At 71.2% G+C, this 20821-nt stretch carries 14 protein-coding genes; 2 read left to right on the forward strand and 12 right to left on the reverse strand.

Going from position 1 to position 20821, the window contains the following annotated elements; genetic code table 11:
* Positions 1-25: 25 nt before the first annotated feature.
* Positions 26-1252, reverse strand: coding sequence for a DUF4192 domain-containing protein (locus BMX65_RS29225; protein WP_075003365.1), 1227 nt, complete (start codon positions 1250-1252; stop codon positions 26-28).
* Positions 1253-1392: 140 nt separating this feature from the next.
* On the opposite strand from BMX65_RS29225, the gene BMX65_RS29230 reads away from it, so the two are divergent.
* Complete coding sequence (locus BMX65_RS29230) at positions 1393-3585, forward strand: RecQ family ATP-dependent DNA helicase (RefSeq protein ID WP_075003366.1); 2193 nt, start codon at positions 1393-1395, stop codon at positions 3583-3585.
* A 205-nt stretch (positions 3586-3790) separates the two neighbouring features.
* Here the strand turns inward: BMX65_RS29230 and BMX65_RS33110 are convergent, their stop codons facing one another.
* The 7 genes from BMX65_RS33110 to nrdR form a co-directional block, all read right to left on the reverse strand.
* Positions 3791-4411, reverse strand: a complete 621-nt coding sequence (locus tag BMX65_RS33110) for a hypothetical protein (protein ID WP_075003367.1) — start codon at positions 4409-4411, stop codon at positions 3791-3793.
* 113 nt (positions 4412-4524) lie between these two features.
* Positions 4525-5202 (reverse strand): ribonuclease HII, encoded by a 678-nt coding sequence (locus BMX65_RS29240; RefSeq protein ID WP_075003368.1) that lies wholly within the window; start codon positions 5200-5202, stop codon positions 4525-4527.
* A 206-nt stretch (positions 5203-5408) separates the two neighbouring features.
* The gene (locus BMX65_RS29245; protein WP_075003369.1) at positions 5409-6431 is read right to left on the reverse strand and encodes an ADP-ribosylglycohydrolase family protein; all 1023 of its coding nucleotides are present in this window, start codon (positions 6429-6431) and stop codon (positions 5409-5411) included.
* 12 nt (positions 6432-6443) lie between these two features.
* Positions 6444-7103: a histidine phosphatase family protein gene (locus BMX65_RS29250; RefSeq protein WP_075003370.1), complete on the reverse strand. Its 660-nt coding sequence runs from the start codon at positions 7101-7103 to the stop codon at positions 6444-6446.
* Positions 7104-7118: 15 nt separating this feature from the next.
* Positions 7119-7727 (reverse strand): YdbC family protein, encoded by a 609-nt coding sequence (locus tag BMX65_RS29255; RefSeq protein ID WP_075003371.1) that lies wholly within the window; start codon positions 7725-7727, stop codon positions 7119-7121.
* A gap of 422 nt (positions 7728-8149) precedes the next feature.
* Positions 8150-11044: a vitamin B12-dependent ribonucleotide reductase gene (locus tag BMX65_RS29260; protein WP_075003372.1), complete on the reverse strand. Its 2895-nt coding sequence runs from the start codon at positions 11042-11044 to the stop codon at positions 8150-8152.
* Positions 11045-11207: 163 nt separating this feature from the next.
* Entirely contained in the window at positions 11208-11867 is a 660-nt protein-coding gene (gene nrdR, locus BMX65_RS29265; protein ID WP_075003373.1) for a transcriptional regulator NrdR, read from the reverse strand.
* 757 nt (positions 11868-12624) lie between these two features.
* Between nrdR and lexA the strand changes: the two genes are divergently transcribed.
* Positions 12625-13434 carry a transcriptional repressor LexA gene (gene lexA, locus BMX65_RS29270; RefSeq protein ID WP_075003374.1) on the forward strand — a complete coding sequence of 270 codons (810 nt, stop codon included), beginning with the start codon at positions 12625-12627 and terminating at the stop codon, positions 13432-13434.
* Between the two features lie 268 nt (positions 13435-13702).
* Here lexA and BMX65_RS29275 read toward each other — a convergent pair whose 3' ends face one another.
* From BMX65_RS29275 to BMX65_RS29290, 4 genes are all read right to left on the reverse strand, one after another.
* A complete protein-coding gene (locus BMX65_RS29275; RefSeq protein ID WP_075003375.1) occupies positions 13703-15694 on the reverse strand; it encodes an ATP-dependent DNA helicase in 1992 nt (663 codons plus the stop codon).
* A gap of 154 nt (positions 15695-15848) precedes the next feature.
* The gene (locus tag BMX65_RS29280) at positions 15849-17651 is read right to left on the reverse strand and encodes an IucA/IucC family protein (protein WP_079172138.1); all 1803 of its coding nucleotides are present in this window, start codon (positions 17649-17651) and stop codon (positions 15849-15851) included.
* A gap of 72 nt (positions 17652-17723) precedes the next feature.
* Positions 17724-18551, reverse strand: a complete 828-nt coding sequence (locus BMX65_RS29285; RefSeq protein ID WP_177214377.1) for a GNAT family N-acetyltransferase — start codon at positions 18549-18551, stop codon at positions 17724-17726.
* Positions 18552-18591: 40 nt separating this feature from the next.
* On the reverse strand, positions 18592-20574 hold the full coding sequence (locus tag BMX65_RS29290) for an IucA/IucC family protein (protein ID WP_075003376.1): 1983 nt from the start codon (positions 20572-20574) through the stop codon (positions 18592-18594).
* Positions 20575-20821: the final 247 nt, after the last annotated feature.

The following is a 20821-nucleotide window of genomic DNA, read 5'->3' on the forward strand; positions in this document are numbered from 1 at the left end:
TCGCGGGGTCGAACGGAACCGCCGCTCAGCAGGTGGCGTCCTCCGCCTCTCCGTCGGGCGGCCCGTCCTCGTCGTCCCCGAGTTCCGTCTCTCCTCCGTTCCTGAGACAGCGCCGTACCAGCTCGGGATCGAGCCCCTCGTTGCAGGCGTGGTGAAGCAGCTGGGCGAAGAGGTAGTCGGGGTCGGTCCGCAGGGCCAGTCCCAGAGCCACGCGGGCGGTCGGGACGTCTCCCGACTTCCAGGCGACCCAGCCGGCCAGCGCGATCAGCGGCACCCCGTGTCCCGAGTAGGGCCCCGCGCAGCGCCGGGCAAGCGCTCGCCAGAGTCGCAGCGCATGGGCGGAGTCCGCACCGTCCGTCCACGCGGCAACCTGGTCACGGGTCTCCCGGTCCTGGATGGCGAGGATCACCGAGGCGCACTCGTCGTGGCCGAGCAGTCCGTCGTCCTGCGCGTCCTGGGCGGAGATCTGCGTCGCCGTATCGGGCAACCGCCGCTGGAAGCGCTCCAGCAGCCGTCCCAGGAGCGCCAGGGTCTCGGCGCGCACCTGCTGACGTCCCTCCTCGAAGAGCATCCGCCCGGTGAGTTCGGCATCGGCGCCCTCCAGGACACGGATCTGCTCCTCCGCGAACGGCGGTCCCAGCGCCGCCAGTCGCTTCTCCATGTCGCGGAGTGAGCCGTGCATGGGCATTCCGGCGTACGCGGCGGCGGCAGCCATGGGCGAGGTACCGGAGCGCTCGATGGCGACGCCCTCGGGCGGGCAGCAGCCCGAGTCGGGGCAGCAGTAGGAGAAATACCTCCCTTCCGAGAGGCACAACGCCTCGTACACGGGCATCTCGAGATCACCGCAGGCCCGCCGCAGATGCTGCACGAGAGGGCGCAGCCGTTCCATGACCTCCCTGCCGGTGCGCTCTGTGCCCGGTTCCCGGCACAGGAACAGCAGGGCTCCGTCAGGACGGGCGTCCCGGGCCCGTGAGCTGGAGTCGAGACATTCGGCGAGTTGCGCGGCGAAGGCGGCCCAGCCGCTGTCGGCGTCGGGGAGGCCGACCCTCAGACGCCCGCCGAACCGCCCCCGCTCGCCGTGGAGGGCGACGACGACGAGGGAGTCGTCCGGATAGAAGCCGAGCAGGTAGGGAAGCGCTTCGGCGAGTTCGGCGGGACTCCGCAGAGAAACGCTCGGTTGTGCGGAGAGGGGGGTCCGCTGCGAGGGAGCGGTGGGTTCGCTGCCGCGGGATTCGCGGTCGTGCTGTGTCATGCCTCGACGGTGCCGTCGCTGCGGGAATTCCGGCCGCCGGTTGTCCACAGCCGAGACGACTCACATGGTTGTCATATCGGTGGCGGGTTTTCCACAGACCGGATTCCACACATGTCCGCGGCATCGGGTTGCATGGACGCATGAGTGATACGAAGCTGCGGCAGGCCGCCGACGCGGTGCTCGCCGATCTCGTCGGCGACCGCGAGGGGACGGCCCGGCTGCGCACGGACCAGTGGCGGGCCATCGAGGCACTGGTCGCGGAGCGGAGGAGAGCGCTGGTCGTGCAGCGCACCGGCTGGGGGAAGTCGGCGGTCTACTTCGTCGCGACCGCGCTGCTGCGCAGGCAAGGCGCAGGTCCGACGGTGATCGTCTCGCCGCTGCTGGCACTGATGCGCAACCAGGTGGAGGCAGCCTCCCGGGCCGGGATCCAGGCCCGGACGATCAATTCCGCGAACCCGGAGGAGTGGCGGACCATCGAGTCCGAGATCGCCGACGGACGGGTCGACGTGCTGCTGGTCAGCCCGGAGCGCCTCAACAATCCGGATTTTCGCGATCATGTGCTGCCCAGCCTCACCGCGTCCACCGGTCTGCTCGTCGTGGACGAGGCGCACTGCATCTCCGACTGGGGCCACGATTTCCGTCCGGACTACCGGCGACTGCGGACCATACTCGCCGAGCTGCCTGCGGGCGTCCCGGTGCTGGCGACGACCGCCACGGCCAATGCGCGGGTCACGGCCGACGTCGCCGAGCAACTCGGTACCGGCAGGGCGGCGGACGACGGCACGGACCCGGGCGCGTCCCCCGCATTGGTGCTGCGCGGCTCCCTGGACAGGGAGAGCCTGAGCCTCGGTGTCCTGCGGCTGCCCGACGCCCCGCACCGTCTGGCCTGGCTGGGGCAGCACCTGAAGTCCCTGCCGGGGTCGGGCATCATCTACACCCTCACCGTGGCGGCCGCCGAGGAGGTGACGGCCTTCCTCCGCCAGTGCGGACACGAGGTGGCCTCCTATACGGGCCGCCAGGAGAACGCCGACCGCGAAGCGGCCGAGGCCGATCTCCTCGCCAACCGGGTCAAGGCGCTGGTGGCGACATCAGCTCTGGGCATGGGCTTCGACAAGCCGGATCTGGGCTTCGTGGTCCACCTGGGCTCGCCGTCCTCTCCCATCGCCTACTACCAGCAGGTCGGCCGTGCGGGCCGCGGTGTCGAGCATGCGGAGGTGCTGCTGCTCCCCGGCCAGGAGGACGAAGCGATCTGGCGCTACTTCGCCTCGCTGGCCTTCCCTCCGGAGGAGCAGGTGCGGCGGACCCTGGATGTTCTGGCGGCCTCCGAGGCTCCGATGTCGCTGCCTGCTCTGGAGCCCCGGGTGGAGCTGCGTCGCTCCCGCTTGGAGGTGATGCTGAAGGTGCTCGATGTGGACGGCGCGGTGCAGCGGGTCAAGGGAGGCTGGGTCGCCACAGGCCGGCCCTGGCGCTACGAGGCCGAGCGCTACGAGTGGGTCGAGCGGCAGCGGCAGGCCGAACAGCGGGCGATGCGTCACTACACCGAGACGACCGACTGCAGGATGGAGTATCTGCGGCGGGAGCTCGACGACGAGTCGGCGGCACCATGCGGACGGTGCGACAACTGCGCCGGCAGCAGATTCAGCCCGGACGTCGACGAATCGCTCGTGGTAGCTGCTCGAGGCGAACTGAACAGGCCCGGAGTGCGGATCGAGCCGCGGAAGATGTGGCCCACCGGAATGCAGGCTGCCGGCCTGGATCTCAAGGGGCGGATCCCCCAGCAGCAGCAGGCGTCACCCGGCAGGGCCCTGGGACGTCTCTCGGACATCGGCTGGGGAAACCGGCTGCGGCCCCTGCTGGCCGAACAGGGAAGCGACGGCCCGGTCCCGGAGGATGTGCTGCGTGGCGCGGTGACAGTCCTCTCGGTCTGGGCCAAGGGGCCTGACGGCTGGTCCTCAGGAGGTGACAGGGAGAGAGCGGAGCGGCCGGCCGGCATCGTGGCGGTCGATTCCCGGACCCGCCCGCAGTTGGTGCGGTCCTTCGCGGAACGGATCGCGGACATCGGCCGGATTCCGCTGCTCGGTGCGATCGCCTGCACGGACGAGTTCGGGATGCTGAACGGCGCGCGCACCAACGGCGCCCAGCGGCTGCGCGCCGTCCACGAGGCGCTGACGCTGCCCCCGGAGCTGGCGGAGTCCCTCGCTGCCCTGGAGGGGCCGGTCCTGCTGGTGGACGACTACACGGCCACGGGGTGGACGATCGCGGTGGCCGCGCGGATGCTCCGCCAGGCGGGTGCCGAGGAAGTGCTGCCGCTGGTCCTCGCCACCCAGAACTGACCGGACGGACCGACCGGACGGAACGGGGTGGGCCGACCCGGCCGACGGCCCGCCACACGCTCCGTCGGCCCGAGGCGGTGCGGAGCAGCAGTTCGGGCGCGGGGCCGGTCGCTCCGGGCACCGGCCGGCCCCAGCGGCACCGGGCAGGCTGCACACTCGCCGCGGCTGCCCCTCGGGCCGGGCGGCGCCGTGGCGAGGACAGAAGTCACAACAGTGCGCGTACGCGCTCGGGATCACCGCAGACGATGAGCTGTTCGGTTGCCTTCTCCAGGGCGGCGGGCAGCGCCGCGGTCGCCTCGGAGTCGGTGCCGCCGTTGACAGCGAGGAGCACGATGGCGCGCTGGGCGGTACGGGCGACAGCGGAGGCGTGGGCGCAGAAGACGTCCTCCGCGTCGGCCAGTTGGCGCCAGTAGGACTCCTCACCGAAGGAGAGCTCGTGCTCCGCCCACGGATGCTGACCGCCGGTGGTCAGCAGCAGGATCTCGCCGGGCACCCTGCCGTCGTCGAGAAGCTTGTCGACCGTCTCGTCGGCGACCTCGACCGCCGTCGCGTCGGTGGCCGCGACCAGATGGATCCGGGCCGTGGCCGCCGGGGCGGGGGACTTGGTCGGGGTGGGCGGCTTGCCGCCCGGTTGGGGGCCGCCGGGGCGGCCCGGTGTGTTGGGGCCCTTGCTGTCGGTGCGCGGCGGCGCGGGGCGCGGCGCCGGCCGGGGGCCGGGAACCGGGGCTGCGGTGCGGGATGCCTGCGGAGTTCGGGATGCTCCCGCTGAGGCGCGGGGGCCCGGGACGCTCTCGTAAATCTGTGGCTCCTCGGGAGTGAGAGGCATGAGGTGTTGTCTATCAAATGACGGAAACAGGCGTATCAGCGGGTACCGGTTACGCGGTTGTTCCCGCGAGGGAGATCCAGTACTTCGTGACGCGCCAGTCGTGTTGTGCCGGGTCAGAAGAGGCCGATCTGTTCTGTGGGCTCGCTCCGGTTGCGCTTGAGGTGTTTCCAGCGGGTCAGGGCATCCATATAGGCCCACGACAGCCGGTGGTAGGGGGTGGGACCACTGTTTTCCAATGCGGCCCGGTGGACGGGTGAGGGATACCCGGCATTGTCCTCGAATGCGAACTCGGCGTGCTCCGGGGCGAGTCCGGCCATGAGGGCGTCGCGGCGCACCTTGGCGATGACCGAAGCGGCCGCGACAGCGACGCACGACTGGTCGCCCTTGATCACGGTCCGCACCCGCCACGGCGCTCCGAGGTAGTCGTGCTTGCCGTCGAGGATCACAGCGTCGGGGCGTTCGGGCAGGCCGTCCAGGGCTCGGACGGCGGCGAGCCGAAGGGCAGCCGTCATGCCCTGCGCGTCGATCTCCTCCGGGGTGGAGTGACCGAGCGAATAGGCGCTGACCCAACTGACGAGTTCTTCGGCGAGCTCGCTGCGGCGGGGCTCGGGGACGAGTTTGGAATCGGTGAGACCGGCGGGAGGGCGGCGCAGACCCGTGATCGCGGCGCAGACCGTGACGGGTCCCGCCCAGGCTCCACGGCCGACCTCGTCCACTCCGGCGACGATTTTGGCGCCGGTGGTGGCGCGGAGCGAACGCTCGACGCGATGGGTTGGAGACTCGTACGGCATGGCAATAACCAGCGTATCCGCTGCGGGGGCCGTGAGTTCAGGGGAGTCCGACAAAGTTGGCCCCGAACCCGGAAAGAGTCCGGAAACCGGCGCCGGTGATCGCGGATGGCGGTGAACCGGTGACGGAGAGTCCACGAAACCAGGAGCGGAGCCTCGCGGCTTCCGGTCCGGGTGGGCATCCGGCCCGCCGCAGCGGGCAGCCGGGATCAGCGCACCGCCTCCAGCAGCCAGGAGGGGAACTGCTCGGTACGCTCGTGCCACTCCCGGGGAGGAGCCGCGCCAGGACCGGCGGCCGCCACGATCCCGCCGACGATCGCGCACGTGGTGTCCACATCGCCACCGGCGCTCGCGGTCGCCCAGAGCGCTGCCCGGAAGTCCCCCAGGTTCCGGGCAGCGGCCCAGAGCGCGAAGGGGACCGTGTCCTGCGTGCTGGTGCGCCGACCACAGCCGAGAACCGCCGCGACCGTGCCCACGTCGGCGTAGTCGAGCAGATCGACGGCGCGGCGCAGCCCCGCCTGCACGGCGCTGCGGGGAACGAGCTCCTGGACCCGGGCCAGCAGACGCTCGGCGGTCAGCGGCGTCGGTGCGGGCTCGCCGCTGACCGGGGCCGCCGTGGGTGCCGCACCGAAGTCCGTACCGCGGGCGCCTCCCGGCGCGGCGGGAAGGCCGAGCTCCGCACCGGCGACGAGGGCGGCCGCCGCGGCGACCGCTCGGGTACCCGCGACGGCCTCGGGGTGCCGGTGGGTGACCTCGGCTGAGCGTACGGCTTCGTCGGCCGCCCGCTCCGGGTCATCGGAGAACCAGGCGCCCAGGGGCGCGACCCGCATGGCGCCGCCGTTCCCCCAGGAGCCCTGGCCGTCGAAGAGGGAGGCCGCCAACTCCCTCCAGTCCCCGTTCTCCTGGCGGATGAGGCGCAGCATCCGGTTCACCGCGGGGCCGTAGCCACGGTCGAAGTCGTGGCGCCGGGCGAAGGAGGCGGCCAGCGCGTCCTGGTCGGTGCGGCCGTGCGCCGCGAGCACGGCGACCACGGAGGCGGCCATCTCCGTGTCGTCGGTCCACTGCCAGTTCCCGGGGGGCAGTTCCCGGCGACGCAGGTAGGAGAGGTTGGCGGGCACGAAGAACTGGGAGCCCAGTGCGTCGCCCACGGCCAGGCCGCGCAGGGCGGCAAGGGCGCGGGAGAGCCGCTCGGCGCGGTTGGGGTCGGATGGGTCGGATCGGAGTGCACTCATGTCCCGACGATGTTAGCGGCGGCTTCCGTAGGGCCGGGGGTCCTGCCAGCGCTCGAAGGGCCGGTCGAGGTGATAGCGGCCTTCGGGGCCGAGGAGGAGGGCACGGGTCTCGCCGTTGCGCGGATTGGAGAGGCATTCGAACTCCTCCACCGTCCAGTGGAACCAGCGCATGCAGAACAACCGCATCGTGAGGCCGTGCGTGACCAGCAGGACGTTCGGCGGGTTGTCAGGCGCTTCGAAGCTGCGCCACAGGCTCTCCAGGAAGGCTCCGGCCCGGTCGTAGACGTCGGCGCCGGACTCGCCCTGGGCGAAGCGGTAGAAGAAGTGCCCGTAGGCGTCGCGGTACTTCTTCTGCTGGCGGACGTCGTCCCGGTCCTGCCAGTTCCCCCAGTCCTGCTCGCGCAGTCTGGGCTCCTCGCGCACCCGGAGCTGGGCCGGACCGATCCCGAGCGCGGCGAGCGTCTCCCGCGTGCGGCGGTAGGGGGACACGAAGGCGGAGACACACTCCTCGCCGAAGATCTCGCGGAGCCGCCTGCCCGCCTCCTCCGCCTGCCGCCGACCGCGCTCGGTCAGTGGCAGTGCGTGATCGGGTACACGTTCGTAGATGCTGTCGTCGGCGTTTCCCTCCGACTCTCCGTGGCGGAGCAGGATGATTCGGCGAGGACGTGCCATGGGCTCCACCCTAGGTCAGACGGTCCACGACGGCTCCAGGTCGATGACGTCGCCGGTGACGCGGGCGAGGTCGGCCCCGGTCCGGGCGCGCAGAGCCAGCCGCTCCACACGCTCCACTCGATACTTTCCGTATTCGGCGGCGGAGTTCCACATCGACAGGACCAGGAACTCGTCCTCCGTGTTCGCCTGCGCGAAGACACCGCGCAGCATGCCCGGCGAACCTGCCATCGCCGGGTTCCACACCTTCTCCTGCATGAGCATGTAGTGCTCGATCCGGTCGGGTCGCACCCGGCAGTGGGCCACTCGCAGCAGATCCGCGTCGGTGAAGACCGGGCGGAAGCCGGTCTTCACGTCGAAACGGTAGTCGAAGAGCCTGACCTGCATCTCTGTGTAGGTGCCGAGCTGGGAGGCATGCAGTCGGTCGTGCGAGCGCGCCATGAAGGAATCGTAGAAAGCCCGGCTCTCCCAGAAACCGAAGAGGTGCACGACTCCGTCCCGGGACCGGCTCCATCCGCCGCCCTGCCCCCGGAAGCCGGGTTCGCCGAGCAGCCCCGCCCATTTCCGCTGTGCCCGCGCGAATCCCGGGCGGTCGACGACCGTGCAGCGCATCCACTTGACCAGCACCGCGCTATCGTACGGCCATCCCGGTGAACCCTCGGACCGGTCTAGCGCGCACATATGCACCGCACTGACGTGCGACGACGCTCCCTGGGGCATCCGGCCCGCGGCGCCCTGGCGGAACGGAAGGGTCCCGGCCGGCGGGTTCGCCACCGTGGGGCACGAGGGGTGCGGCGCCCGGCAGCCGTACGCCCCTCCTCCTGATGCGTGCACGTCCTCCCGATGCGTGCACGCGCCCCGGCGGCCTGTCGACGGCACGCGACAGCGACGGGGCGGCGGCACGGGGCAGTGGCATCCGCGCGCCGTTACGGCAGAAGCCGGGACAGCGGAGAGGGAGCCGGCCCGGGGCCGGCTCCCTCTCTCACATCCGGATCGACGCTCTCAGCAGCGGATCCCGCAGGATCCTCCGAAAGCGGACCCGCTCGCTGTCAGCTGCAACCGCTGGTCGAGCCGCAGCCCTCGCACAGGTAGCAGCTACCCGCGCGGCGCATCTTGGTGCCGCAGGAGAAGCACAGCGGGGCGTCGGCATTGAGGCCGAGCTGCATCTCCATCAGCTCCGTGGAGTTGTGTGCCTCGCGCGGCGCCGGGGCGGCGGCCTCCGGCTCGGTGGCCGTGCGCTGCTCGTCCTTGCTGTCCTTGGCCTCCTCGGCGGACGCCGCGTGCTCGGCCTTGGGGGCCGACTGGGCCAGGGCGTCCGCGTCGAACTCGTCCTCGGTCGCCTCGTAGGAACCCGTCTCCAGGTGGCGCTGGCGCTCGGCAGCCGAGTGGATACCCAGGGCGGAGCGGGTCTCGAAGGGGAGGAAGTCCAGCGCCAGACGGCGGAAGATGTAGTCGACGATCGACTGGGCCATCCGCACATCGGTGTCGTCGGTCATACCGGCCGGTTCGAAGCGCATGTTGGTGAACTTCGAGACGTAGGTCTCCAGCGGGACCCCGTACTGCAGGCCGACGGAGACGGCGATGGAGAAGGCGTCCATCATGCCCGCCAGGGTGGAACCCTGCTTGGACATCTTGAGGAAGACCTCACCGAGACCGTCGTCCGGGTAGGAGTTGGCCGTCATGTAGCCCTCGGCGCCGCCCACCGTGAAGGAGGTGGTGATGCCGGGGCGGCCCTTGGGCAGCCGGCGGCGGACCGGGCGGTACTCGACGACCTTCTCCGGCTCGGGTGCCTCCGCCTTCTTCTCCTCCTTGGCCTTCGCCGACAGCGGCTGGCCGACCTTGCTGTTCTCGACGTAGACGGCGAGCGCCTTGGTACCGAGCTTCCACCCCTGGAGGTAGATCTCCTCGACGTCCTCGACGGTGCTGCTCGCGGGCATGTTGACCGTCTTGGAGATGGCACCGGACAGGAACGGCTGCGCCGCGGCCATCATCCGGACGTGCCCCATCGGGGAGATGGACCGCTCGCCCATGGCGCAGTCGAAGACCTCGTAGTGCTCCGGCTTGAGGCCGGGCGCGTCCACGACGTTGCCGTGCTCGGCGATGTGCTCGACGATCGCCTCGACCTGCTCGGGCTGGTAGCCGAGGCGCTTGAGGGCCTTGGGGACCGTGTTGTTCACGATCTGCATCGAGCCGCCACCGACGAGCTTCTTGAACTTGACCAGGGCCAGATCGGGCTCGACGCCGGTGGTGTCGCAGTCCATCATGAGGCCGATGGTGCCGGTGGGGGCCAGTACCGATGCCTGCGCATTGCGGAAGCCGTTCTTCTTCCCGAGCCGCTGCACGTCCTGCCACGCCTCGGTGGCCGCGGCCCACACCGGGCTGTCCAGGTCGTCCGTGCGCGGAGCTGCGTCGTTGGCGTCGCTGTGCTGCTTCATGACGCCCCGGTGCGCCTCGGCGTTGCGGGCGTACCCCTCGTAGGGGCCGACCACCGCGGCGAGCTCGGCCGAGCGCTTGTACGAGGTGCCGGTCATCAGGGAGGTGATGGAACCGGCCAGTGCGCGGCCGCCGTCGCTGTCGTAGGCGTGTCCGGTGGCCATCAGCAGCGCACCGAGGTTGGCGTAGCCGATGCCCAGCTGGCGGAAGGCACGGGTGGTCTCGCCGATCTTCTCGGTGGGGAAGTCGGCGAAGCAGATGGAGATGTCCATCGCCGTGATGACCAGCTCGGTCACCTTCGCGAAGCGCTCCGCGTCGAAGGACTGGTTGCCCTGGTCGTCGTCGCGAAGGAACTTCATGAGGTTGAGCGAGGCCAGGTTGCACGAGGAGTTGTCCAGGTGCATGTACTCGCTGCACGGGTTGGAGGCGGTGATCCGGCCCGTCTCCGGCGAGGTGTGCCAGCGGTTGATCGTGTCGTCGTACTGGATACCGGGGTCGGCACAGACGTGGGCGGCCTCGGCCATCTTGTGGAAGAGCTTCTTCGCGTCCACCTCCTCGACGACCTCACCGGTCATCCGGGCCCGCAGCGCGAAGTTGGAACCGGACTCGACGGCCTTCATGAACTCGTCGTTGACCCGGACCGAGTTGTTGGCGTTCTGGTATTGGACGGAGGCGATGTCGTCGCCGCCCAGGTCCATGTCGAAGCCCGCGTCGCGCAGGGCGCGGATCTTCTCCTCCTCCTTGACCTTGGTGTCGATGAACGCCTCGACATCCGGGTGGTCGACGTCGAGGACGACCATCTTGGCGGCGCGGCGGGTCGCACCGCCCGACTTGATCGTCCCGGCGGAGGCGTCGGCACCGCGCATGAAGGAGACGGGCCCCGAGGCGTTGCCGCCGGAGGAGAGGAGTTCCTTGGAGGAGCGGATACGGGAGAGGTTCAGGCCGGCTCCGGAACCGCCCTTGAAGATCATGCCCTCTTCCTTGTACCAGTCGAGGATCGACTCCATGGAGTCGTCGACGGACAGGATGAAGCAGGCGCTGACCTGCTGGGGTTGCTTCGTCCCGACGTTGAACCACACCGGGGAGTTGAACGCGAAGATCTGGTGCAGCACGGCATAGGCGAGCTCGTGCTCGAAGATCTCCGCGTCCGCGGGGGAGTCGAAGTACCCGTGCTCCTCACCGGCCGCCCGATAGGTCTTCACCACGCGGTCGATGAGCTGCTTGAGGCTGCTCTCCCGCTGAGGGGTCCCCACCGCGCCGCGGAAGTACTTGCTCGTAACAATGTTGACCGCATTCACCGACCAGAAGTCGGGGAATTCGACGCCACGCTGCTCGAAGTTGATCGAGCCGTCGCGCCAGTTGGTCATGACGACGTCGCGGCGCTCCCAGTTCACCTCGTCGTACGGGTGCACTCCGGGGGTCGTGTGGACGCGCTCGATACGCAGTCCGCTCTTCGCCTTGCCGCCCTTTGCGCGGGAGCCGCGTGCCGGGCCGCTCGTCGTCTCTGTCATTCCGCCTCCCTGTGTGGGGCATAACGCCCCAACATGCCCCGGTTCTTCCCCGAGAACTGTGCCTGTCTGATGACCCGGACACAGTGCGTGTCCGGGCCAGGTCTCTGCGTGGACCGAGGGTGCACCCCGGCCTGCGGGCCCGCGCCGCTGAGCGGCCCGCCGTTCAGTCGGCGGCGGCAGCGGCGGAGGCACCCTCGCCCCCGCGCGCCCGTCCCGCCCGGGATCCCGCCCCCGGGTCTCCCTCGCCGGCGGGCGGCGGCACCTCGGGCAGCACCCGCGCCTCTCCCCCGGCTGCACGCCCCCTGCCCGCCCGGGCGCCCCCCTCGGCGCCCTCGCACTCGTCGGCGGCTCCGTCTCCCTGGACCCCGGGGGCGAGCGACTGCACCTCGCGCAGTTCGGCTATGGCGGCCTCGAAGTCCTCCAGCGACTCGAATGCCTTGTAGACCGAGGCGAAGCGCAGATAGGCGACGAGATCGAGGTCCTGGAGCGGGCCGAGTATGGCGAGCCCGACGTCGTGCGTGGACAACTCCGCGCTCCCGGTGGCCCGGACGGCCTCCTCGACCCGCTGCCCGAGCTGGGCCAGCGCGTCCTCGGTCACGGGGCGCCCCTGGCACGCCTTGCGCACCCCCGCGATCACCTTGTCCCTGCTGAAGGGCTCGGTGACACCGCTCCGCTTGATCACCGTGAGTGACGCGTTTTCGACGGTGGTGAAGCGCCTGGAGCAGTGAGGGCATTGGCGCCGACGCCTGATGGCAGCTCCGTCGTCCGCCGTACGGCTGTCGACCACACGGCTGTCGGGGTGCCGGCAGAAGGGGCAATGCATCGTCTCCACCCTCCCAGGGCCCGCAGAGCCCTCACCGTGCATAACTGATCACGTCGCGGCACCCCCGTCACAGGGGCCCCTCGACTGGCCTCCAGCATAGGCGACATCCCCACGCCCTGAGCACCCGGGGACACAACTTCTGGTGGCGCGCGCTCATCAAACCACTAGATCTGGTGGCCGAGAGGCAAGGCGGTCACGACGCGTGTCGCTGTCCGGCACAGCCCACGACCCTACGCGAAGCAGGCCGCCGGACAGCCCCTGGGGCGCGCCTGCGAGACTGTCCCGGACAACAGCGGCGCACCGCGTGCCGGAGCGGCGGCGCGAACGGACGAGCGGCGACGCGAAGAGTGACCGCAACGGGACCCGGCATCGCCGCGCCGCGAGGGCAGGAGTTCACCGAGAGCAGCGATTACGGACAGCGACAGACGGCGGCGGGAAACGGCTGGAAATCGCCACGCCGCGACCCGGCCGGGCCACCCGTCCCGGCGCCGCGGCGGCGGACCCGGCCGGGAGCACCGACTGCCAGGCGCGGCGCGGGTGCATACCGCTGGCGCGGCTGGACCCCGGGCACGCGGGAGATCTGCGAGCATTCCGAAACGACCGCCGCCCGAGCCGAGCCGGATGTCGCGCCCCATACACCCATCGAGCGGTAGAAGTCAGGTGAACTGCGGATTTTCACTCGAACGTGTGTTTGGCGCAACCTTTCGAAACCAACTACCGTTGTCCAGCTAGGGAGAACTTCTCGAGAGGGGCCGACGTGACCACGACCGCAGACAGCGCCACCATCACCTCCCAGAACCGTGCAGCTCAGGCAACAGCTCAGCCGATCGACGACATTCAGCCGGTGAATGAAGCCATGAACGCGGAGATTCAGGATGGCCAACAGGCTAAGCGTTCGCTTCCAGGACGACCTCCAGGCATCCGCGCGGACAGTTCGGGGCTCACCGATCGGCAGCGCCGGGTGATCGAGGTGATCCGCGATTCGGTGCAGCGGCGCGGCTACCCGCCGTCCATGCGCGAGATCGGTCAGGCTGTCGGACTCTCCAGCACCTCCTCGGTGGCGCACCAACTGATGGCCCTGGAGCGGAAGGGCTTCCTGCGCCGCGACCCGCACCGCCCCCGCGCCTACGAGGTGCGCGGCTCCGACGCGCCGAGCAGTACGCAGGCGGCCGCCGACACCACCGGCAAACCGTCCGCCTCCTACGTCCCGCTGGTGGGCCGTATCGCCGCGGGCGGCCCGATCCTCGCCGAGGAATCGGTCGAAGACGTCTTCCCGCTGCCGCGCCAACTGGTCGGCGACGGTGAGCTCTTCGTCCTGAAGGTCATCGGCGACTCCATGGTCGAGGCCGCGATCTGCGACGGCGACTGGGTCACCGTCCGGCGCCAGCCCGTCGCGGAGAACGGCGACATCGTCGCCGCGATGCTGGACGGCGAGGCCACCGTGAAGCGCTTCAAGCGCGAGGACGGGCACGTGTGGCTGCTGCCGCACAACTCCTCGTACCAGCCCATCCCGGGCGACGACGCCACGATCCTCGGCAAGGTCGTCGCCGTCCTCCGCAGGGTCTGAGCGCTGCCCCGGCGTTCGACCGACAGGCAGCGAGACGGCCGCATGCTCGCGGGCCGCGCCTGCTCGCCGCCGACCGAAGGCTACGGGCCGCTGGTTCCCTGCACCCCGGGACCGGCGGCCCGCCGTCGTACCGGAAGCCGCAGAGCGCCGCTGAAGCGGCGCCAGAACTCCGGCCTCGCTCCCACCCCCGCACTCGTGCAGCCCGCGCAGCCCGTGCAGCCCGCGCAGCCCGCGCAGCCCGCGCAGCCCGCGCAGCCCGCGGGCACGTCTACCCCTTCTTTGCTGCCTCGTCGATGGCCGAGAGGGAGCGGCGGACCTGGTTGCGGTCCGTCGTGTACCAGAAGTCGGGCATGGAGGTCCGCAGAAAGCCGCCGTAGCGCGCTCGCTGCAGCCGCGGATCCAGCACCGCGACCACACCCCGATCCCCCGTCGCGCGGACGAGCCGGCCGGCGCCCTGGGCCATCAGCAGCGCCGCATGTGTGGCCGCCACCGCCATGAAGCCGTTGCCGCCGGACTCCTCCACCGCCTTCTGCCGGGCGCTCATCAGCGGATCGTCCGGGCGCGGGAACGGCACCCTGTCCATCACCACCAGTTGGCAGTTCGGCCCCGGGACGTCCACGCCCTGCCACAGCGACAGCGTGCCGAACAGACAGGTCTCCGCGTCGTCCGCGAAGCGTCTGATGAGTTCGCCGAGCGTCTCCTCCCCCTGGAGCAGGATGGGGAGCCCCAGCCTGCCGCGCAGTTCCTCCGCGGCGGCCCGCGCACCCCGCATGGAGGAGAAGAGCCCCAGGGTGCGCCCGCCCGCCGCTTCCACCAGCTCCGCGAGCTCGTCGAGCATGTCGCTGCGCTGGACGTCCCGGCCGGGGGGATTCAGATGTCCGGCGACGTAGAGGATGCCCTGCCTGCGGTAGTCGAACGGGGAGCCGACGTCCAGCCCGCTCCACACGGGCATCGCGTCGTCCTCGCTCTTCCCTTCTCCGTCGGTCCCCCTGATCCCCTCCGGCGCGAGGCCGAGTGAGGCACCGACGCCGTTGAAGTCCCCGCCCAGTTTGAGCGTGGCGGAGGTCAGAATGACGGAGCGGTCGGTGAAGAGCTTCTCGCGCAGCAACCCGGAGACGGACAGCGGCGCCACCCGCAGCGACGCCCCGTACCGCTCGTGCCGCTCGTACCACAGGACATCGAACTCGGAGTGCTCCAGGATGCGTTCGGCCACGTCGTGGATGTTCTCGATCGCCGCCTTGGCCTGCTTGCGGACCGCGTCCTCGTCCTGGACCGAGGAGTCACGTGTGTTGCCCAGTGCGCTGAGACAGCTCCGCCCGGCGTCGCGCAGCGCCATCAGGGCGTACTCCAGGTCTTCCGGGACGGCCTCCAGCCGGCCCGGCAGGGCGAGCTCCATCAGCCGTTCGAAGGTCTCGGAGGCGGTCTGGAGCTGATCGGCCGCCTTCTCGTCCACCAGCTTGGCGACACGGCGCACCGCGCGGCTGACGCTGCCCGGAGTGAGCTCGCCGGTGGCCACACCCGTGACCCGGGAGACCAGCTCGTGCGCCTCGTCGACGATGAGCACCTCGTGGCCGGGGAGCACGGGGGCGCCCTCGATGGCGTCGATGGCCAGCAGCGCGTGGTTGGTGACGATCACGTCGGCGAGCTTGGCCCGCTCCCGGGCGGCCTCCGCGAAGCATTCGGCACCGTACGCGCACTTGGAAGCGCCGAGGCACTCGCGGGAAGAGACCGAGACCTGGCCCCAGGCGCGGTCGGAGACGCCGGGCTTGAGGTCGTCCCGGTCGCCCGTCTCCGTCTCGTCCGACCAGTCGCGCAGCCGCAGCAGGTCCTTGCCGAGCTTGGAGGTGGGGGTCGCGCTCTCGAAGGGGTCGAAGAGGCCGTCCTCCTCTTCCTGCGGCACTCCCTCATGGAGCCGGTGCAGGCACAGGTAGTTCGACCGCCCCTTGAGCATGGCGAACTCCGGGCGGCGCCGCAGCAGCGGATGGAGCGCCTCGACGGTGCGTGGCAGGTCGCGCTCGACCAGTTGCCGCTGCAGCGCGAGCGTGGCGGTGGCCACCACGACCCGCTCCCCGTGGGCGAGTGCGGGGACCAGGTAGCCGAGGGATTTCCCGGTGCCGGTGCCCGCCTGTACGAGGAGGTGGCGGCCGTCTTCGACAGCCTCGGCCACTGCCTCGGCCATGGCGGCCTGACCTGGGCGTTCCGTGCCTTTGACGGCGGTGACTGCGGCCTGGAGGAGTTCGGTGACGGCGGGCTTGCTCATAGACCCGACACCTTACGCGGCACCACTGACACTCCGCTCGGCTGCTTCCCTGTGCGCACGATTCCTTCCGGCCACGACCGGATCGGCCCGAGCGGGAGCGCTCCGTGTCCGCATGGGCACGCCCGGTCCGGTCGGCGAGGGAGTGGTTCCGTCCTCAGTGCAGCGGATTGCGCACCGTCCCGTGCACGGCCGCGTGCGGACGCTCGGACCTGTCGCGGTAGCCGTCGGTGTGCAGCCGGTTGCGGTTGAGGCAGAGACGTTCGATGCGCGGGGTCAGCAGATCGAACGTCTCGAACCGGGGTTTCAGCACCGGGAAGCGCGCGTGGTAGCGGTCGATCTCGGCACGTACGAGTGACCAGAAGTCGCGCTCGCTGACCCCGAGCTGGACCTCGCACAGCGGGGCGAGGTAGCGGAAGACCCCCACGAAGAGCGCGGAGTGAATGAACTGCGTCAGGAACATGGGCGGTTCGCTCAGCAGGACCCCCCGGACGTCCCCCGGCATGGAGTCGAGCTCGGGAACCGGCTCGGCGCTGACGTTGACGTCGTCCACGAAGTCCTTCATCGCCAGCCGGGTCGGGACGTCGCGCTCGTCGAAGACGACGATGGCGTTCTCCCCGTGCGGGGAGAACACCGTGCCGTAGCGGTAGAGGAAGTGCAGCAGCGGCGGCAGCAGCGCCGCGAACAGGTGCCTGAGCCAGGTCCGGGGCTCCAGGCCCGAGCGCGCCACCAGTTCCGCTGTGAGGGAGTTGCCGTCCGCGTCGGTGTGGATCAGGGAGGCGAGCGTGCGCGCCCGCTCGTCGGGGTCGAGCAGCGGGGCGAGGGGTTCGCGCCAGATGCAGCCGAGGAGTTCGCGGTACTGGTAGGGCACGTCGCCGAGCGGCTCGTACACCGGGTGCGGGACTCCCACCGAGGCGACCTCGCCCAGCAGAATCACCCGGCACTCCTCGGCGAGGAACGGATCCTGGTCCCGCAGTCCCTGCACCCAGCCGGTGACGGACGGCGCGGCGAGCGTGCGGTCGGTCGGCAGACCGCGCCAGACGAGCGTGTTGAGAATGGCGAGCGGCAGCTTGACGGTGTGCCGGTCGGGCCTGCTGACGTTGAGGAACGTACGGATGGACTGCTGGGGCAGCCGCATGTCCCCGTCCGTCGGCAGCGGAAGGATCTCCTGCGCCGCCACCTGCGCGGCGAACAGAGGCACGACGGTCTCGTCCCACTGCCAGGGGTGCACCGGCATGCAGAGGTAGTCCTGGGGCGCCAGTCCGCGCGAGGTCAGCCGCTCCCGGAACGCGGTACGTGTCTCCTCGCCCAGCTCGCGCGCGTACAGCTCCCCCGCGTCGGCGAGCCGCGGTGTGCCGCGGTACTGCGCCAGCCGCCGGTGCACGGCGAGCCAGGGCAGCGGATGCGCCGTGCGGGCCTCGGGCGCCCAGTCCGCGGCGTCGCGGCCGGAGAAGCCGAGCCGTCCCTTGTTGGCCACCAGCCAGGGGTGTCCCGTCATGTGCCCCTCCAGCTCGGCGTACCCCAGCGAGGCGAGGGTGCCGGCGGGCAGTTCGGAGGACAGCAGTCCGGCGTCCGCGGTGAGTGTGGCGGTCAGCTCGCGGAGGTAGTGGCCGGCCGTCTCACCGCTGAGACCCAGCAGGGACCTGGCCCGGGAGAGGAAGCTCAGCGGGTCCGGGGCCGGCTCGAGCGAGGAGGCGTCGACGCTCCAGTGCCCGTAGGCGCCGCGGCGGGCCCGGAAGCGGACGGTGAGCTCCTCGTCCACCCGGAGGGCGTAGCAGCCGGGCACGCCACCGGGCGCGGACTGCGGCTGCAGGATCTCCTCGTAGGAGAACTCGGCGATCAGCTTGGCCAGCAGCCGCCGGGAGGCACGGGCCCAGTGCTCCGGCCCTCTCCCGAGGCCGGCGGGGACGGATAGCGGGGCTACGTCATGTGCGGAGGACGAGGAGGAGGTTCGGGACACAGAGGTTGCTCCTTGCGGGAGGCGTGGATTCAGATGGCGGTGGCCGCGCGGCACCCGGCAGCGGCCACCGGGTCAGAACGCGTGGCGCGGCTCGCGGTCCCGCACCATCAGGGCGGCGCGCTTGCCGGGGAGCTCGACCTCGGCACTGCGCCGGAACCCGGCACCGAGGAACGCGGCGAGCGAGGGGGCGTTGCGCACGTCGGGCTCCGCCAGGACACGCGTGCACCGGGGGCGCTGCGCCAGCACGAGGTCGGCGACCGTGCGCAGCAGCAGTGTGCCCAGGCCCCGTCCGCGGTGCGCGGCGCCGCCGACGAGCAGGTGCACCCCGGTGTCGTGCGGCCGCACCCGGCAGTGCCGGGCGAGGGGGTCGAGGTCGGCGCGGTAGAGCTCCCAGTAGCTCATGGGCACACCGTCGAGGACGCCGAGAAAGGGGGCGCTGCGCCCGTCCCCGTCCAACTGGGGCCGCACATGTGCCTCGGTCACCCGCTCGGGCCCGGCCAGCTCCCAGAAGGCCGCCACCACCGGGTCGTTCATCCAGCCGGTGAGCAGCGGCAGGTCACCGGGGAGCCCGACCGGCACGAGCCGGAAGAGGCCGGCCGCGGTCGGGACCGGGGGCCAGCTTCCGGGAGCGTCCAGCAGATCCGCGGGTGGGACGGCGGCACCTGCTGCTGCGTCGGTGGGCGCCGGAGGTGCACCGGCAGCGGCGCGGGACGGCTCGGCAGCGGTCCGGCCCGATGCGGCCACGGCGCGCTGCGGCCGCGGGTGACCGGCGCGGTGTTCGTCGGGGTTCCGGCCGGCGGTGGTGAGGGGATCGTCGCTGCGGGTGCCGGAGCCGGGCGCCGCCGGTTCCGCGTCGGCGGTACCGGCAGGCGGCGCGGAGTCCGGCTGAGGGTGCGGCATGACGACGTCTCCTCTCCTGCGGGGGCCGGAGGCCAGGGGGTCAGGGGGCTAGTGGGTTGTCGAGGGTGACGTAGACGGACTGGGTGTCGACCGGACCGACGAGTTCGTCCAGGCCGTGCAATCGGGTGAGCAGGTTCGCCTTGCAGCGCAGCGTCGGGGAATCGAGGAGCAGCGCGGGCAGCGGAGAGGCGGGGTCCTGGCGTGCCGCGTCCTGCAGAAAGCGACGGAGCGCCGCGAGCAGCACCGTTTCGTCTGCGAGCTGCTGGGCACCGAATGCGCCGATGAGGCCGAGGATGTTGTTGATGCCCAGGTAGTAGGCGAAGCGTTCGTCGGTGACGTCGTCCGCGACGAAGGTGTCGCTCTCCACTCCGAGTTCCAGGCCGGGCAACTGGCGGGTGAGTGCGTCCCGGCGCGACGTGCGGAAGTAGTACCCCTGGTTGTCCCGATAGCGTCCGCCCGTGGGCCAGCCGTGTGCGTCCAGCAGTACGAGGGTGTTCTGCTGGTGGGCCTCCAGGGCGATGCCCCCGTGTGCGTCCAGCCAGAGGATGGGCCCCACCACGGTGTCCAGATAGCGCAGGAACCACTCGGCGGCCACCGCGCCCACCGGCCGCCTGGTGCGCCGGGCGAGCGCGTGCACCACGGCTCCGAGCCGGGAGAGCAGCGCTCCGGACGAGGCGGGGGATCCGGGGACGGGCTGGGCGGGGACGGGCGCGGTCAGTCCGGCGAGGCAGACGGCGTCCTCGCCCGCGCCGAAGGGGTTGTGCCGTACGACGGTGTCGAAACCGGGCACGCGCCCCTCACCGGGGACGTCGACACCGAGCCAGGCGGGGTCCCGCACGATGTCGAAGGAGGGATGAGCGGCGCGCCAGGCGCTGCCGAGCCCGCCGCGCAGCAGCCGGTGCATCTCCACGCCGCGCAGCAGTTCCTTGCGGAGGTTCTCGCGGCGCGAGTTGGTGATGCGCAGCCCCACCGAGAGCTTGAGCATCGCGCTGCTGTCCGGCCGGAAGACGGTGCGCACCGAGGAGGTGGGGCTCCAGCACTCCCCCGTCCGGCCCAGGTCGTGCAGGAGTCCGACATCCAGCAGGGCCCGGACCACGCGGCTGTGCTGCACCTCCCGGGCCTGCCACGGATGCAGGGGCACCGGTACGCATTCCTCGGGGAGGCGGCCGGCCAGTGCGCGCCCGCTCAGGCGGAGTGCGAGCTGGGTGACCGGTACGGGCTTGCCGCGGTCGGTCCAGGCGGAGTCCCCCGCGAGCACCGAGCGGTGCACGGCCATCCAGTGCAGCGGGAAGCTGCCGCGCAGTTCGGGCGAGTAGGCGCCCTCCTCTGCGTCGGAGAGGCCCTCGCGGCTCTTGGGGGTGGGGTGCAGGGGATGGCCGAAGAGCAGCGCCTGCTCGCCGTCGAGGAACGGGCCGGTGCCGGGCGGGGGCGCGGGGTGGTCACGCCTGTGGGCGAGGAACCGGGCGGTGCGCTGGACGGAGTCGGCGACGCGGCCCACGAGTGCGGCGTTCTCCCCGGCTCCCGCATCCTCGGCTGCGTCCTCGGCTGCGTCCTCGGCTGCGTGCTCGGCCGAGCCGGGGTGCCGGCCGGCGTGCGCGGCCTCGCGTCCGATCAGGGCGGCGACCGCGACGGCCTGCAGCGGAGCGGCGGCATCCGGTGCGCCCTCCAGGTGCGGCGGGTCGAAACGGTGCCAGCCGACCGGCGACCAGTGCCGTACCGGAACCAGCAGCGCGGTGCCGCTGGCGGACAGCGGGATGCGCAGCACTCCGTTCCGCGGGGCCTCGGGGGCGGTTTCGCGGACCCAGCAGCGCAGCAGGTTCTCCACCGCGGCCGCGTCGGCCGCCGCACGGGGATCCGGGTGTTCCAGCGGATCACGCCGCGGCGTGCACGCGTGGTGCTGCGGGGGCTCCTGGTCGGACGGCGCGAGACGGCGCTCCTGCTGGGGGACCATCGGCTCGATCAGGTCGGCGAGCCTCCGACGGACCGGTTCCGTCGGCTCGTCGGCTCCGGAGCGCGCGTTCACTGAAGTCTCCTCCGCTGGTGTCGACCGGGCGCGCCGGGCAGCGAGCCACTGTCCCCCGTACGTACCAACGAGGTGCACGGCCCCCGATCACGGCCTGCGGAAAGTTCCCTCCACGGTCGCCGTGGAATGCGGAGCACTCGGGGGCGCGCGTGGAGGTCGTGCGCCCCGGGGAACCACGGACCCTGCTGTGCCCGTCCCGAACACCACCGGGCATAGTGGGGGCCGCCCTCACCCGGCGAGGTGCATG

It is taken from the genome of Streptomyces qinglanensis, from assembly GCF_900111245.1.
Lineage (GTDB): Bacteria > Actinomycetota > Actinomycetes > Streptomycetales > Streptomycetaceae > Streptomyces > Streptomyces qinglanensis.

Coding starts and splice junctions, on each gene's coding strand:
- BMX65_RS29275 (WP_075003375.1), bottom strand. CDS start 15,694: ATGAGCAAGCCCGCCGTCACCGAACTCCTCCAGGCCGCAGTCACCGCC.
- nrdR (WP_075003373.1), bottom strand. CDS start 11,867: ATGCATTGCCCCTTCTGCCGGCACCCCGACAGCCGTGTGGTCGACAGC.
- BMX65_RS29285 (WP_177214377.1), bottom strand. CDS start 18,551: ATGCCGCACCCTCAGCCGGACTCCGCGCCGCCTGCCGGTACCGCCGAC.
- BMX65_RS29240 (WP_075003368.1), bottom strand. CDS start 5,202: ATGCCGTACGAGTCTCCAACCCATCGCGTCGAGCGTTCGCTCCGCGCC.
- BMX65_RS33110 (WP_075003367.1), bottom strand. CDS start 4,411: ATGCCTCTCACTCCCGAGGAGCCACAGATTTACGAGAGCGTCCCGGGC.
- BMX65_RS29245 (WP_075003369.1), bottom strand. CDS start 6,431: ATGAGTGCACTCCGATCCGACCCATCCGACCCCAACCGCGCCGAGCGG.
- BMX65_RS29250 (WP_075003370.1), bottom strand. CDS start 7,103: ATGGCACGTCCTCGCCGAATCATCCTGCTCCGCCACGGAGAGTCGGAG.
- BMX65_RS29225 (WP_075003365.1), bottom strand. CDS start 1,252: ATGACACAGCACGACCGCGAATCCCGCGGCAGCGAACCCACCGCTCCC.
- BMX65_RS29260 (WP_075003372.1), bottom strand. CDS start 11,044: ATGACAGAGACGACGAGCGGCCCGGCACGCGGCTCCCGCGCAAAGGGC.
- BMX65_RS29230 (WP_075003366.1), top strand. CDS start 1,393: ATGAGTGATACGAAGCTGCGGCAGGCCGCCGACGCGGTGCTCGCCGAT.